14 protein-coding genes are annotated in these 14,070 nt (G+C 56.7%); 4 read left to right on the forward strand and 10 right to left on the reverse strand.

The window, feature by feature from the left end:
• Window positions 1-40 precede the first annotated feature (40 nt).
• On the reverse strand, window positions 41-997 hold the full coding sequence (locus tag OSH09_RS15145) for a Bug family tripartite tricarboxylate transporter substrate binding protein (protein ID WP_207872880.1): 957 nt from the start codon (window positions 995-997) through the stop codon (window positions 41-43).
• Between the two features lie 355 nt (window positions 998-1,352).
• On the opposite strand from OSH09_RS15145, the gene OSH09_RS15150 reads away from it, so the two are divergent.
• The 3 genes from OSH09_RS15150 to OSH09_RS15160 all read left to right on the forward strand — a co-directional run bounded on the left by OSH09_RS15150 (window position 1,353) and on the right by OSH09_RS15160 (window position 4,453).
• Entirely contained in the window at window positions 1,353-2,969 is a 1,617-nt protein-coding gene (locus OSH09_RS15150; protein ID WP_266121453.1) for an ATP-dependent acyl-CoA ligase, read from the forward strand.
• A gap of 21 nt (window positions 2,970-2,990) precedes the next feature.
• Window positions 2,991-4,151 (forward strand): thiolase family protein, encoded by a 1,161-nt coding sequence (locus OSH09_RS15155; RefSeq protein WP_266121454.1) that lies wholly within the window; start codon window positions 2,991-2,993, stop codon window positions 4,149-4,151.
• A gap of 113 nt (window positions 4,152-4,264) precedes the next feature.
• Complete coding sequence (locus OSH09_RS15160; RefSeq protein ID WP_266121455.1) at window positions 4,265-4,453, forward strand: hypothetical protein; 189 nt, start codon at window positions 4,265-4,267, stop codon at window positions 4,451-4,453.
• 878 nt (window positions 4,454-5,331) lie between these two features.
• On the opposite strand, the gene OSH09_RS15165 is transcribed toward OSH09_RS15160, so the two are convergent.
• The 3 genes from OSH09_RS15165 to dctP all read right to left on the reverse strand — a co-directional run bounded on the left by OSH09_RS15165 (window position 5,332) and on the right by dctP (window position 8,286).
• The gene (locus OSH09_RS15165; protein WP_266121456.1) at window positions 5,332-6,642 is read right to left on the reverse strand and encodes a TRAP transporter large permease; all 1,311 of its coding nucleotides are present in this window, start codon (window positions 6,640-6,642) and stop codon (window positions 5,332-5,334) included.
• 14 nt (window positions 6,643-6,656) lie between these two features.
• Complete coding sequence (locus OSH09_RS15170) at window positions 6,657-7,181, reverse strand: TRAP transporter small permease (RefSeq protein ID WP_266121457.1); 525 nt, start codon at window positions 7,179-7,181, stop codon at window positions 6,657-6,659.
• A gap of 130 nt (window positions 7,182-7,311) precedes the next feature.
• On the reverse strand, window positions 7,312-8,286 hold the full coding sequence (dctP, locus tag OSH09_RS15175; RefSeq protein ID WP_266121458.1) for a TRAP transporter substrate-binding protein DctP: 975 nt from the start codon (window positions 8,284-8,286) through the stop codon (window positions 7,312-7,314).
• Between the two features lie 206 nt (window positions 8,287-8,492).
• Here dctP and OSH09_RS15180 point away from each other — a divergent pair, with 206 nt between their 5' ends.
• Window positions 8,493-9,173 (forward strand): HAD family hydrolase, encoded by a 681-nt coding sequence (locus OSH09_RS15180; RefSeq protein ID WP_266121459.1) that lies wholly within the window; start codon window positions 8,493-8,495, stop codon window positions 9,171-9,173.
• 182 nt (window positions 9,174-9,355) lie between these two features.
• On the opposite strand, the gene OSH09_RS15185 is transcribed toward OSH09_RS15180, so the two are convergent.
• The 6 genes from OSH09_RS15185 to OSH09_RS15210 all read right to left on the reverse strand — a co-directional run bounded on the left by OSH09_RS15185 (window position 9,356) and on the right by OSH09_RS15210 (window position 14,067).
• Window positions 9,356-9,697 carry a hypothetical protein gene (locus OSH09_RS15185; protein ID WP_207872871.1) on the reverse strand — a complete coding sequence of 114 codons (342 nt, stop codon included), beginning with the start codon at window positions 9,695-9,697 and terminating at the stop codon, window positions 9,356-9,358.
• A 4-nt stretch (window positions 9,698-9,701) separates the two neighbouring features.
• A complete protein-coding gene (locus tag OSH09_RS15190; protein ID WP_266121460.1) occupies window positions 9,702-10,337 on the reverse strand; it encodes an ABC-type transport auxiliary lipoprotein family protein in 636 nt (211 codons plus the stop codon).
• Entirely contained in the window at window positions 10,334-11,251 is a 918-nt protein-coding gene (locus OSH09_RS15195; RefSeq protein ID WP_266121461.1) for an MlaD family protein, read from the reverse strand. Before OSH09_RS15195 ends, OSH09_RS15190 begins: the two co-directional genes overlap by 4 nt.
• A complete protein-coding gene (locus OSH09_RS15200; protein ID WP_207872868.1) occupies window positions 11,251-12,048 on the reverse strand; it encodes an ABC transporter ATP-binding protein in 798 nt (265 codons plus the stop codon). The genes OSH09_RS15195 and OSH09_RS15200 overlap by 1 nt, the downstream gene beginning before the upstream one ends.
• Window positions 12,042-13,178 (reverse strand): ABC transporter permease, encoded by a 1,137-nt coding sequence (locus tag OSH09_RS15205; RefSeq protein ID WP_207872867.1) that lies wholly within the window; start codon window positions 13,176-13,178, stop codon window positions 12,042-12,044. The genes OSH09_RS15200 and OSH09_RS15205 overlap by 7 nt, the downstream gene beginning before the upstream one ends.
• Window positions 13,179-13,242: 64 nt before the next feature.
• A complete protein-coding gene (locus OSH09_RS15210; protein WP_266121462.1) occupies window positions 13,243-14,067 on the reverse strand; it encodes an NHL repeat-containing protein in 825 nt (274 codons plus the stop codon).
• Window positions 14,068-14,070: the final 3 nt, after the last annotated feature.

The raw sequence follows: 14,070 nt of genomic DNA on the forward strand, positions 1-14,070 counted from the left end.
AAGGGCGCCGCAGCGCCCTTTTCCTTCAAGCCATCACGACTTAGTCCAGCGTGATGTCCAAGGCCTTGATCGTCGGCCCCATTGCCTGTGCATCGTGCTCGATCAGATCGGCAAACTCTTTGGGAGTAGAAGGCTCGATCTGAATACCGAAGTCCACGAACTTCTTGATGACGGACTCTTCTTTCAGCACAGCGGTCAACTGCTCGGTCAAACGCGCTACGTCTTCATCAGGCGTACCGGCTTTGGCCGAAAAACCCCACCAGATCGTGAAAGCCACATTCGGAATACCGGCTTCGGCAATGGTTGGAACGTCTGGACGCAGAGGGCTGCGCTCTGTCGTAGCAGCGGCAATCGCACGCAGGCGGCCATCTTCCAGGAAGCCACGGCTACCTGTCAGCACATCAAAAATGAAGTCGATCTGGCCGCTGACGGCGTCGATCAACGCTGGGCCCGCACCCTTGTAAGGCACGTGCACCAGGCGGGCACCGGTTTCTTTGCGCAGCATTTCACCCAGCAGATGAGTGCCAGTTCCCATGCCGGGCGAACCGTATGTCAGTTCTTGCTTCTGGCCTGCAGCCACCAGGTCCTGCACGGTTTTGAAGGGGCTGTCTTTATTGACCAGCAGGAACACGGGCGCTTTGGCGGCCAGCGTCATGGGGATCAGGTCAGTAGCAACGTCGTAATTCAGGCGCTGGTAGAGGTGACGGTTCAAGGAATAAGCACCGCTATCAGCCAGGAACAAGACCGTACCCAAAGAGGCGGGGTTAGCGTTTTTCACCACGTTCATGGCGACCTGGGCACCGGCACCTGGACGGTTCTCCACGATCACTTTCTGATCAAAGCGAGTGCCCATTTCCTGGGAAATCACACGCGCCAACTGGTCCGCCGCACCGCCCGGTGGGTAAGGCACAACCAGCGTCACATTCTTGTTTTGAGCATGGGCCTGTGCACCCAACATCAGCGCACAACACGTTGCCAACTTAAGCCATACCTTCATTGTTCTATCCCCGTTGCCCCTATGGGCTTATTCAAAGTCATTGTGAAGCAAATCGGCTCAGTTCCATGAGCCTGAACTGCTTGTTGCTGATCGACTGTTGTCTACGAACCTGATCAACCGCCCTGCCTGCCGTGTCTGTCCGGCCTGCCAGGCGCCCCCTTTTCTGTCTTCCTCGGCCCTGGGTTTGCGCGAAATACCACTGCTTGATGGCATCAGCTACTTCGGGTTTTTCCGGTGAAGGACAGGAATTTCAAAATAATATATTGCAGTATACTGTTTACAGGATATTAGTAATTTCACCCATGCACATCGGCTTGCCGCCTTGATCGCGCGTTGGCCGGGAGACAGATTGATCATGCACGCCCATTCCATTCCTGCTTCTGAATTGCCGCTGTTTTCAATACCTGCCACACAGCGCACGGTGCCTGCCCTGCTGCGTCTGCGCGCAGAGCGTATGGGTGATGTTCCGCTGTTCTCAGACCGCCAAAACAGCTACACCGGCCAGCAAACCTTGCAGGCTGCTGCCGCCAGTGCCAGCCGCTTGAGCCGTGCCGGTATCAAGCGTGGCGACCGTGTTGCCCTGCTGTGTACCAATCGCCACGAATTCCTGGATATGGTGCTGGGTTGTGGCTGGTTGGGCGCGATTGTGGTGCCTATCAATACCGCTTCACGCGGTGCGCAGTTGCAGCACATTTTGAGTAATAGCCAGGCTAGCCTGCTGGTGGTGGAAACGGATTTGACGCCCTTGTTGGCCGATGTAGACCTCAGTGCGACTGCCGTCCAGCAAGCCTGGCTGATTCAAGGCCAGGAAGCGGCACAAACGCTGGCTGTGGCCACATGCGATCTGCCTCCTTTGGGCGATTACTGCGAGCCTGCTGATATCGGCCCCGGTGACACCTTGGCCATTTTGTACACCTCCGGTACGTCTGGTCCCTCCAAAGGGGTTCAGTGCCCGCACGCCCAGTTTTACTGGTGGGGCATCTACACCGCCAGCAAGCTGGGCATGAAGCCCGATGATGTGCTGTACACCTGCCTGCCAATGTTCCACACCAATGCCTTGAACACCTTTTTCCAGGCCCTGGTCAGCGACGCCTGCATGGTAGTGGACAAGCGTTTTTCGGCCAGCCGGTTCTTCGACAATCTGTGCGAAACCGGCGCGACGATTACCTATCTGCTGGGTGCCATGGTGCCTATTTTGCTGTCCAAGCCCGAGACAGCGGCAGAGAAGCTGCACAAGACCCGTATTGCACTGGGCCCAGGTGTGCCGGAGCAGTTTCACAGCCAGTTTCTGGAGCGCTGCCATATGCATCTGCTGGATGGCTTTGGCTCTACCGAAACCAACTATGTGATGGGCCGTGGCATTCAGGAACAGCGCAATGGCTATATGGGACGCGTGTCTGAAGGTTTTGAAGCGCTGGTTGTAGACGAGAACGACAACCCGCTGCCAGACGGTGAAGTGGGCGAGCTGCTGCTGCGTGCCGATCAGCCCTATGCTTTTGCGCTGGGTTACTACGGTCAGCCCGACAAGACGGTCGAGACCTGGAAGAATCTGTGGTTCCACACGGGCGACCGCGTCGTGCGCGATGCCGATGGCTACTACCGCTTTGTGGACCGTCTGAAAGACATGATTCGCCGTCGTGGTGAAAACATTTCTTCGTATGAAGTCGAACAGGCTTTGGCCAGCCATCCTGCGGTTCACACAGTCGCAGTCTATGCCGCCAAATCCGAGCTGGCCGAGGACGAGGTCATGGCCATGATTGTGCTGCGCCCTGATTGCACGGTCAGTTGCGAAGAACTACTGCAACACTGCGAACGCCGCCTGCCTTACTTTGCGGTGCCGCGCTTTGTTGAGTTTGCTGAGGTCTTGCCCACCACGGAAAATGGCAAGATTCAAAAGTTTGCCCTGCGTGATCGTGGCATTGGCCCCGACACCTGGGATAGAGAAAAAGCGGGCTATCAGGTTCGCCGCTGATCGCTGCCACAGGAATTCGATATGACGCCTAGTTTCAATCTGGATACGGTGCGCCTTCTAGGGGCCACTGAAGTCACCTATACCCGGCGCGGTCAGCTCAGCACCTCCGAGCTGCTGGCTCAGGCTTTCAAACAGTCCTTGGCCGCCGCCGGTTTGCAGGCCAGCGATATTGATGGTCTGGGGGTGGCCTCGTTTACCCACGCGCCTGATCGGGCGATTGACCTGGCCTGGAAGCTGGGCTTGAAGGTGGGCTGGATTATGGATGACAGCAATGGCGGTGCCAGCGGTCTGAATATCCTGCAACACGCGATCCGCGCGGTTCAGGCAGGGGATGCCCGCTGTATTGCGATTGTGGCGGGCGATCATTTTCAGGCCAAGGATTTCCAGCAACTGGTCGAGAACTATAACCAGACGACTTACGATCATTTGCGGCCTTTGGGCGCGGGCAGTCCGAATCATCGCTTTGCCATGCTGACGGCGAATCAAATGCGCACGCTGGGTTTGGAGCGGGAGGATTATGCCGCGCTGGTGATGCGGCAGCGCTTGTGGGCCAGCATGAATCCTGGGGCGGCGTATCAAAGCCCTATGAGCCTGGATGATTATTTGAATGCGCCTCAAGTAGCAGACCCACTGACTCGGCTGGATTGTGTGCCGGTGGTGGATGGGGCCAATGCCTTGATTGTGATGCGCGAGGATCATCCGGCAGCAAAGAATCAGCCTGCAATTACGGTGAAGGCTTTACGCAGTTTTCACAATATTGATGATCAGCAAGGCGATGGTTTGAGCACGGGTCTGGCGGCTTTGGCCCCGGCTTTGTGGGCGGACTCGGGCTTAAGTCCTGCACAGATGGATGTGGTCAGTATTTATGACGATTATCCGGTCATGGTTTTGGCGCAGTTGCAGGATTTGGGCTTTTTTGATGCAGACGGGGCCAAGCGGTTTATTCACGAGTCGATTGCGACGGGGCGTTTGCCTTTGAATACGTCTGGCGGGCAGTTATCGGCCGGGCAGGCTGGGGCGGCATGCAGCTTGCATGGCTTGGTGGAGGTGATCCATCAGTTGAGCGGTCAGGCGGGAGAGCGTCAGGTGGCGCAGGCTCGTTATGGTTTGGTCACGGGTTACGGCATGGTGGAGTATCGCTATGGCATGTGCTCGACGGCGCTTGTTTTGGAGGCCTTGTGATGGGTCCGTCTGTGTTTCGTTGCGTGCAGTGTGATCATCGTATGTTCCCGGTGCGGTTCTTGTGTCCGAAGTGCCATGGGGATGGGTTTGAGGCTGAGGTGTGTGCGTCTGGTGTGGTCACTGAACTGACGCGTAGTGCCTTGTCTGGCGAGGAAGCGGGGGTCTATATGCTGGCGGCGGTGGCCAGCGATGCGGGGCCGGTGTTGATTGCCCGTGTGCTGGATGAGGCCGTGCAGCGTGGGGATGGCGTCGCTTTGGTTCTGCGGGATGGCGGGATTTATGCGGATCTTGTGCGTGGGTAAAAGCACTGTCTCAGCGGCTTTCTTTGGAATGGCCTAGCTTTCTGGGCTTAGGTTTAAATATCCAGGCATGTAAAGGTAGGGATGGCTCAAGGCTTGGAGTAAGCCACTGTTCGACGCGATAAAGAAGGTAGCTATAAGACGCTGATTAAGGGGCCGTAGCGGCGTTGGGGCTGGCAACTTGCCGGTGCTGCGCACCGGTGCCCTGGTCAGATAATCGCTACGGGCGCACCTTGAACTCGTCCGGTGGTTTGTCCCCCGGACAAACCACAAACGTCGGACTCAAACAGCAAGGTGCTTGCACCCCTACGCAATTATCTGCCTGCGGCAAGTCACCTGATCCGCCCGAACGCCGCTACGGCCCCTTGATCAGCTCACAGCTTCTTTTATCGGACAGTTGTTGATTGGGGTTTGAATGCTCCGACGTCGTGTTCTTAACGAGATGTTTGATCGTAGAGCTGCTTGATGAAAGGGATTGTTGAGAAAGATGGGAGTAGGCAAACACTGTGCCAAGCCCGTATTTGCCAATGTCTGAGCACGCTTTACTACACGCAAGTTACAGGCGCAGGGCTGACACGTTTAAGCCTTAAAAACCGACTTGAACGCTGTCGGTACGCATGCAAGCTGCATCCTACTCGCCTTCAAAATCGATCTCAGCGACGGGCAGAAAGATTGTTCAAGTTCTTAGGTGCCACTCCCTCATGAATCACTTTGCTGCACATAAATATGCGGCAAAAAATGATCAACGCTATCAGGCATGAAAAAACCTCAGTTTGGCATCTGCCGAACTGAGGTTTTTTGTTTGAAAGCCTGTTCCAGATTGTGGCTTTCTTCGCGGGACAACATGCTTGTTGTCCCGCTGTCAGGCTGACTGCTCTGTCTTAGCCGATCAGTCCTGGCAAGCCTACGGCAATCCAGGGGATGAACAGGACCAAGGCTAGTACGCCGACTTCGATCACCAGGAAGGGCACGGCTGCGCGGTAGATGTGGGGCAAGCGGATGGACGGGGGGGCCACGCTTTGCATCACGATCAGCAGCAGGCCAAACGGTGGGGTCAGCAGACCGATTTCCAGCGCGATCAAGATCATCACGCCCAACCAGACTGTGTCCACGCCTGCAGCCAGCGCCAGAGGCATGAAGAAGGGCAAGGCGATCATCATCATGGAGATCTGGTCCAGCACCATACCCATGACCAGCAACACCAACAGCATGCAGATCACCAGCACGAAGGGCGACAGGTTGTAGTCTTTGATCATGCCAAGAAAGCCTGCGCTGGCTCCGGAGAAGCTGAGCAGTTGTGCGAAGGTGGTGGAGGCGGCCAGGATGAACAGGATCACGACCGACACTTTGGCGGTTTCGATCAGGCTCTTCCACAGGGCTTTCAGGGTCAGGGCTCGGTAGGCGATGGTTGCCAGTACCGAGGCTACGACGCCAATTGCGGCCGATTCGGTGGGCGATGCCCAGCCCGCCAGCATCGAGCCGACAACCGCAATGAAGATACCCAGCAGTGGCACGACGTTGAACACGAAGGGTTTCCACAAGGCCCAGCCTTTCAGACGGGTCGCGGGGTCTTCGTCGCTCATGGGGGCATCTTGGGGACGCAGACGGCTGCGTACCACCACGTAAGCCAGGAAGCCTGCTGCCATCAACACTCCAGGCAGGATGCCGCCGATCAACAGTCGTTCGATGGAGATACCCGCCAGGCTACCCAGCATGACGGCCAGAGCCGAAGGCGGGATCAGCATGGCGATACCGCCTACCGCCATAATGGGACCCATGGCCATGGTGGGGTGATAGCCGCGACGCAACATTTCTGGCAGCATCACGCCGCCCATCATGGCTGTGTTGGCAATCGAGGAACCGGACAGGGTGGCGAAGGTGGTGCCGCCCAGGATACTGACGATAGACAGTTTGCCCGGTACGCGCGAGATCATGCGTTCGATGGAGTCGATGGCTTTGAAGGCCAATCCGGTATGAAAAAGCACCTCACCCATCAAGACAAATAAAGGGATGGGGGTTAAGGAAAAACTGCCGATGGAGGCAGTGGTGTTGCGCGCCCATTGTGCCAAACCTGCCGCTTCGCCCAGAAACAGCCAGGCACCCAGCAAGTTGACGGACAGAAAGGCAAAGACCACCGGCGTGCCGATAGCCATCAAGAGAAAAAGTGATCCCAGCAGTAGGATCAATGCCATGTGCCATTCCATGTTCAGGCTCCTTGCTCAACGGGACGGGAAATCAGGCGGCGCAGGAACTCCAGCGCCAACATGGATGCACCAAACAGCAAAGGCAGATTCAGCCACCACTCCGGGAACACCAGGGCTTTGAACACCATGGCTCCTTGCTCGTGAGCGTCCAGAGCAACGACGGCACACTGCCAGGCCAGCACGGCGCTGACAAGCAGGCCCAACAGGTTGGAAACCAGATCCAGCAGGCGCTGTACAGGCATGGGCATGTTGTTGAACAGCACGTCGATACGGATATGGCCGCCCAGGTACAGCACCCAAGGTGCGGCGACGAAGGTGGCGATGATCAGCATGTATTCGGTTACTTCCACGCTGGTGGACAAGGCGTCGTAGCCCAGGTTGCGCAGCACTACGTCGGCACAGACCAGCAGGCTCATCAGCCCGAAGGTTAGGGCCGCCACGGCGCCACAAGCGTTCATTAAAAGGGCGTAAGGACGCCCCCAGGTCGTGTTGGAAGGCAAGCCTTCCGGGGCAGTTGCAGCAGACATCGCGTCTTCTCCGCAGATCAAGGTCACTGAAAGGGCGGGCAGATTGCCGCCCGGATGGCATCATCAAAAAGTGGACACTGTCCCCAAGGGCACAATGTCCACTGTCAAACTACATAATCAGCAGTCTTGTTTAAGGCTGGTAACCACCAAACAGTTCACGCAGTTGCGCGGCGTATTTGGGGCTGGATTTGTCGATACCGGCCCAGCCCGATTCGTAGGCTTTGGTACGCAAGGCACGGGCCACGTCGGGTTCCAGAACCAGAGCTTGCACACCGGCCTGTTCGGTAGCGGCTTTTTCCTCAATTGCCATCTGGTGTTCAGTCACGTTCTGCGACTCCATCCACTCGATCTGCTTGCGCATGAAGGCTTTCTGGTCTTCGTCCAGTTTTTCCCAGCTCTTCTGGTTCATGAAGAAGCCCACTTCCACGTTGTAAAAACCGGGTTCTACACGGTATTTGGTCTTTTCATGCCAGCCCATTTCCATCACGCCCACCGATGGCCAGCCATAGCCGTCCACCACGCCACGCTCCAGCGCTGTGTAGACCTCACCCGGTGGGATCTGCAAAGGTGTTGCGCCAATTTCGCGGAAGAAAGACAGGTACACCGGCACGCCGCGCAGCTTGAAGCCCGACAGGTCTGCCGAGGTCACGGGTTTGTTGGTGTAGATGTGGTACTGCAAGCCATCCGTCGTGCGGGCCAGCCAGGTGATGTTGGCTTTCTCGCGGTGAATCTTGTCCATCAGCTCGTAGCCACCGTTCTGGCGCAGCTCGCTCATGGGTTTTTCGGTCAGCGTCAAAGCCAGTGCTTCAGGCACCAGATTGGCGTGGAATACGGCTGTAGTATTGGCGAAATCAATCACGCCGGAACGCAGGGCATTACCGACTTCAAAAGGAGGGATCGCTTCTGGACCACCAATCACATTGATCTGAACCAGACCCTTGCCTTCACTGTTGACCTTGTCAACGAACTGCTTGAATCGCTTGGTAAAGAAGGTGTCCATCGTAAAGACAGATACCGCTTTCAGCGTTACTTCCGCTGCCTGTGCGCCAGCCATTCCCAATGCCAGCAAGGCCGCAGCCACCACCCGAGTTGTTTTATGCACCATGACGGAACTTCCGCAGAAAGATTTATTATGAAATTTTAGTTTAGATATAAATATATCAATAATCAATTATTTATGAGTCGGGGTTTTCACTAAGCAAGCTAAGGGGCCAGAGGGTCTGGCGCCATCATCCTTCATCAATCCTGCCTTTGGGCTGCCTGCTGTATCATCACAGACTTCAAGTTTTGTTGGCTTAAAAGGTATTACCCATGACATTTTCCGCTGTGCTGTTTGATTGTGACGGTGTGCTGGTAGACAGCGAACCAATCACGGTTCGTGTACTGCGGGACATGTTGCAAGAGGAAGGCTGGGTCATGACGTACGAGCAGTGCTATGACTGGTTCATTGGCAAGGCTCTGCCCGACGAGCTGCCTACCGTGCGCAAGATGACGGGTAAAGATCTGGATATGGAATGGGTGATGGCCTTTCGCATGCGCCGCAACCATGCGCTGAGCAATGAAGTCATGGCCATTCCCGGTATTCAGGACACGCTGGATGCGATCTTGCGTGACAAGCCCGGCATGATTGCCTGCGCATCCGGTGCGGACCGGGCCAAGCTGGTACTGCAGTTAGGGCAAACCGGCCTGCTGGACTATTTCGGCACCCATATTTATAGCGGGGCTGAAACGCCACGCAACAAGCCTTACCCGGACGTGTATCTGGCCGCCGCTCAAGGACTAGGCGTTGATCCCACACAGTGTCTGGTGGTGGAAGACAGCGTCACGGGCGCTACCGCCGGTCTGGCTGCAGGCGCAACCGTCCTGGGCTACTGCCCGGTTCCGGACAAGGAAGAGGAATTACGCAGCCTGGGGGTGCGTGACACCTTCCGCCGCATGGATGAATTACCCGCTTTGATCGCCAGGCTGGAACAGGAACGGGTACAAGGCTGATTCATAGCCAAGCAATAGAAAAAGCGCTGTGTTTTAGGCAGTTTCTTCAAAAGAGGGCGATCCCATCTTTTTGAACTGCTCAAAACACAGCGCCTTTTTTGCCGCCGGGCCACCCCAAGGCTTGGCTCCCCTCGGGAGGCAGCAAGCCGAAAGCTTAGCGTGAAGGGTGGGTTGTCTTCTGCTTAATCTTCCAAATGGAAGGTATGCAAAATCCGATGCAGCACTGGCGCAATAATCAACCCGAAAGTGGCCGCCAGTACCAGGCTCACATAGGCCCCGTAAATGGCAAAAAATACTTTGCCTGCCCAGGTCTCAGGCAAGGCCATCGGGCCTAGTCCACCCACCATCATGGCGGCATTGAGCGCCGCATCGTGCCAATGCACGTTCTCTTCAAACCACATATGGCCCAATGCTCCCAGCATCAGCGAAAAGGCCACAAAAACAATGCCAATAAAGGCATGCACCAAAAGGCGCTTGGCAAATTGCCAACCCGTTATCAAGGGCTGATCACGAGACTCGTACATGTCATCAAGGAGCCTTGGTCTGAACCGTTAAAGAAGCTAACCATTGGCTGACCTGCAAGGACAAGGTGTCCGTCGCCTGTCCAAATGCCTCAACCACCTGCGGCACGGCTGTGCCCACTACATCCTGCTGCACCAGAAAACGATGCGTTTGAAGCAATTCGCCAGAGCGCTGGTTACGTACCAAAGCATCTAGCTGAATGCGTACGCGTGGCGCTCCCTGGACATACTCCACCTGGAATGCACCCAGCGTACCGCTTAGCTCCAGATCACTGATGACGGACTCACTATCCAGCACAACGGCCCGGAACTGGCCTGCGTCACGCAAGCCATCGGCCAAACGGTTACGCAGCAAGGCAGGCACATCATCGCCCCAACGTACGCCTTGATAGGCGCTTAGCTCATTGCCTTGGGGCAGGACGGTGATACGGGAGCTGGCCAGCAGGCGCTCGGCATGGGGCCGGTTTACCTGAATGATCAGGTTCTTGTGAGAAGCCGGAGCTTGCTGAGCTGTCAGTGCCACAGCGGGAAGCTGGTAATAAGTCAGGGATTCAGCTTTGGGCAGAACCGAGCAGGCGGTGGACAAGGCGGCCAGGCCCAGGACCGATACCTGCAGCAAACGACGCACAAGCGTGGGCATCATGGTGTGAACTCCTGTAATTTGTCGCGACCCAAGAGGTAGCCTGCCGGATTATCTTCCAGACGAGAGGTCACCGCCCGGAAACCCGCCAGCACCTGGCGCAATTCACGCAAGGCAGGCTCGATCTCGGTCAGACCCTGAGCACCGCGGCCAATCGCCGCCGAATTCTGTTCCAACAGCTTGCTCAGGCTTTGAGTGGCACGGCTGAAATCCTCCATGGATTTCTGAATCGCATTCATGGCCTGCGTCCCTTGTCGGTCTACCAGACCTTGTGTGGACGACAGCAGCGTTGTGGCCTGCTGGCTGGCCTGAGACAGCTCCTTCACCAGGCTTGGCACGCCTTCACCCGCTGTTGAGAGCTGGCCCATCAAGGTTTCCAGTTTTTGCAGGCTGGCCGACAAGGATTTTGAGTTCTCGGCCGACAGGAAGGCATTGGCGTTATCCAGCAACTTGGTGATTTGCGTCATCATTTCCTCGCCACCGGCCATAAGCTGGGCCAGCGGAGAGGGCGAAGCCACAATCATGGGCAAACCATCGCCCGTGGCTTCCAGCAAAGGGCTGTTGGGGGTGCCACCGCTCAGTTCAATGACGGACTGACCGGTGATACCGGCCAGTGCCAGACGAGCTTGCGTGTCTTCATGAATAGGGATGGAAGCCTGAATCGACACTTGCGCACGCACACGCTGCAAGTCGTTCGGGTCCAGGCGTAGCTGGCGCACTTCACCGACGCGCAAACCGTTGTATTGCACGGCGCTGCCACGAGACAGGCCCCGCACACCTTCCAGAAAGACAATATCGTAATCGCGGGTCTCGGCATCCTGCCCTGCCTTGGCCAGCCAAAGCGAGAACAGGACAGCAGCCACAGCCACTACCAAGGTAAAGACCCCGATCAATACATGATGGGCACGCGGTTCCATTAACAATGCTCCTGACGACGGTTTTGGGCCTGTTGGGCGGCCCGTCCCCGTGGACCGTGGAAGTATTCCCGAATCCAGTCGTTATCAACTTGCTCCACACGCGCCAATGTGTCGTTGACCAGCACGCGCTTTTCCGCCAGCACGGCCACCCGATCACAAATGGTGTAGAGCGTATCCAGATCGTGTGTGACCAAAAACACGGTCAACCCCAGCGCATCGCGCAAGGTCAAAATAAGCTGGTCAAAATCGCCCGCACCCACCGGGTCCAGACCGGCAGTGGGCTCATCCAGAAAGAGAATTTCCGGGTCTAGTGCCAGGGCACGTGCCAAGGCGGCACGCTTGATCATGCCGCCGGACAATTCAGCCGGGTATTTGGTGGCCGCATTGGAGGGCAAGCCTGCCAAAGACATTTTCATGGCGGCGATGTGTTCGGCCGCAGCACGGGACAGGCCGATGTGCTCGATCAAGGGCATGGCAATGTTCTCCACCACCGTCAGCGAAGAGAACAGAGCCCCTTGCTGAAACAACACACCCAGACGGCGTTCCAGCCGCGAACGTGCTTCAGGCGACAAGGAGCCAATTTCCTGATCAAAGATACGTACTGTGCCGCCCGTCGGTGGGCGCAGACCCAGAATGGAGCGCAGCAGCACGGATTTGCCCGTGCCGGAGCCACCCACCACGCCGACGATTTCACCGGGATACACATCCATATCCAGATGCTCGTGCACGACGTGATCGCCAAAGCGGTTGTCCAGGTCGCGAACCTGAATAATGGGACGAGCGGCTGTCTCTACCATCCCATCTCCATGAAGAACAAGGCTGCGAGCGCGTCAATCAGAATCACAATAAAGATGGACTGCACGACCGCAGAGGTCGTGTGTTCGCCCACAGACTGCGCGCTACCCGTGACTTTAAAACCTTCCTGGCAGCCAATCACAGCAATCAGAAAGGCAAAGATAGGGGCTTTGGACATGCCCAAGACAAAGTGCCGCAAATCAATATCCTGATTGAAGATATTGATGAACATGGTGGGCGAAATATCCAGAATCAGGGCACACACCAGCCCGCCCCCAAAAATCCCCGCCACCATGCCGACAAAGGTCAGAATGGGCATGGCCAAGAGCATGGCCAGCACGCGAGGAATGACCAGAATCAGCATGGGATTCAGGCCCTGGGCACGCAAGGCATCGATTTCTTCGTTCGCCTTCATGGAGCCAATCTGCGCGGTAAAGGCACTGGCGGTGCGACCTGCCATCAAGATGGCGGTCAGCAGCACGGCAAATTCACGCAAGAAGGAAAAGCCGACCAGGTTCACGGTATAGATCGTGGCACCAAAATCGGCCAGTACCGTCGCCCCCAGAAAGGCAATCACCGCGCCAACCAGAAAGGTCAGCAAGGCCACAATAGGCACGGCGTTAAAAGCGGTTTCTTCTAGCTGTGCCACAATCGACGTGACACGCCACTGGCTGGGCCGCAGCATATTCAGAAACAGGGTTTCCAGCGTCAGGCCGATGAAACCCAAGAGCTCACGCACATTGCGCGTGATGTGAACCATTGCCAGGCCCACACGCTCGAACAAATCCGTAATTCCCCAACGAGCCGTCTTCAGATGCTCCTGCTCCATCCGGCTCATTGCTTTGGCGACGGTTTGCAATAACTGATGGCGCTCTTTGGATAGACCTTGGGCGCTATCCAGGGCCGTTTGTACTCGTTCGGCGCCTAGCCATTCGCACAAGACTTGAGCGCCCGTGGTATCCAGGGACTTCAGTTCGCTGAAATCCAAAGACCAAGCGCCCTGCTTGTCACTAATCGAGCGCAAATTGCTTTGCAGCGCTTCATAGTGACGCAAGGACCAATCGCCTAGCAATTGGAGCTGGCCGGAGGAATCTGTACGAACATACAGAGGCGCGGACGTATTCATGCGCATAGTCTAATGGATTTGCTCTGGGAGCTTCCATAGCGCCGACTACTTTTTCATTCTTTGTTGGCGATTAAGCTGGCTGTAAGCAAGTTAAACAATCGGGCAACATTTCCGCTATATAAATACGCCCGTCCAAGCCTGTGGACAGGCCGTGTCCGTACACACCTTGGACCCGGCAACGCCCTACCAGCATGCCTGAATCCGGGTCGAACAAGGACAGACTGGCGGTTTGGTCGCTAACCAGTACCGAACCGTCTGTTTGCACAGCCACTGCCATGGGTTTATGCATGGGACGCAGCTCGCCCAGATAACGGCCTTGCGCATCCAGATGCTGGACACGGTTGTTTTCCCGGTCAGCCACCCAGACCGAGCCATCGGCGGCACAGGCCAGCATATGGGGTGTACTGAACTGCAAGGGACCGGAGCCTGGCGCTCCCAATGCTGCTAACCACTGGCGTTGCGGGTCAAAACGGTGGACTACGGTATTACCGTAGCCATCGGTGACCCACAAGCCACCATCACCACATTCAACTGCGTGCGTGGGATGGTTGAAAGGCTCTTGCCAACGCGGCTGCTCCGGTTGTCCCAAACGCCATTGCTCATGGCCTTGAGCATCCAGCGCCAGAACCTGATGCCCATCCAGATCCGTGACCAGCACCCCGCCTTGCGGGCGGGCACTGATATGGTGCGGGCACAGAATATCCTCCAAAGACCAGCGCGCTGATACCTGCCCATCCGGTGCCAGCACCAGCACGCAAGCCGGACGACGCAGCAAGGCGGCGATACGCCCGTCAGCCAGCACCGCCACACTGGTGATGCTGCTGATATCTGCCTTTGTCCAGGCGCGCTCTACCTTGTAGCGCTGCGAACCCAAGCTTACATAGGCAACTGCCATCTC

The sequence above is a fragment of the Alcaligenes parafaecalis genome (assembly GCF_026344135.1).
Lineage (GTDB): Bacteria > Pseudomonadota > Gammaproteobacteria > Burkholderiales > Burkholderiaceae_B > Alcaligenes > Alcaligenes parafaecalis.

Coding starts and splice junctions, on each gene's coding strand:
- OSH09_RS15170 (WP_266121457.1), bottom strand. CDS start 7,181: ATGTCTGCTGCAACTGCCCCGGAAGGCTTGCCTTCCAACACGACCTGG.
- OSH09_RS15150 (WP_266121453.1), top strand. CDS start 1,353: ATGCACGCCCATTCCATTCCTGCTTCTGAATTGCCGCTGTTTTCAATA.
- dctP (WP_266121458.1), bottom strand. CDS start 8,286: ATGGTGCATAAAACAACTCGGGTGGTGGCTGCGGCCTTGCTGGCATTG.
- OSH09_RS15155 (WP_266121454.1), top strand. CDS start 2,991: ATGACGCCTAGTTTCAATCTGGATACGGTGCGCCTTCTAGGGGCCACT.
- OSH09_RS15185 (WP_207872871.1), bottom strand. CDS start 9,697: ATGTACGAGTCTCGTGATCAGCCCTTGATAACGGGTTGGCAATTTGCC.
- OSH09_RS15205 (WP_207872867.1), bottom strand. CDS start 13,178: ATGCGCATGAATACGTCCGCGCCTCTGTATGTTCGTACAGATTCCTCC.
- OSH09_RS15195 (WP_266121461.1), bottom strand. CDS start 11,251: ATGGAACCGCGTGCCCATCATGTATTGATCGGGGTCTTTACCTTGGTA.
- OSH09_RS15190 (WP_266121460.1), bottom strand. CDS start 10,337: ATGATGCCCACGCTTGTGCGTCGTTTGCTGCAGGTATCGGTCCTGGGC.
- OSH09_RS15145 (WP_207872880.1), bottom strand. CDS start 997: ATGAAGGTATGGCTTAAGTTGGCAACGTGTTGTGCGCTGATGTTGGGT.
- OSH09_RS15200 (WP_207872868.1), bottom strand. CDS start 12,048: ATGGTAGAGACAGCCGCTCGTCCCATTATTCAGGTTCGCGACCTGGAC.
- OSH09_RS15180 (WP_266121459.1), top strand. CDS start 8,493: ATGACATTTTCCGCTGTGCTGTTTGATTGTGACGGTGTGCTGGTAGAC.
- OSH09_RS15210 (WP_266121462.1), bottom strand. CDS start 14,067: ATGGCAGTTGCCTATGTAAGCTTGGGTTCGCAGCGCTACAAGGTAGAG.
- OSH09_RS15165 (WP_266121456.1), bottom strand. CDS start 6,642: ATGGCATTGATCCTACTGCTGGGATCACTTTTTCTCTTGATGGCTATC.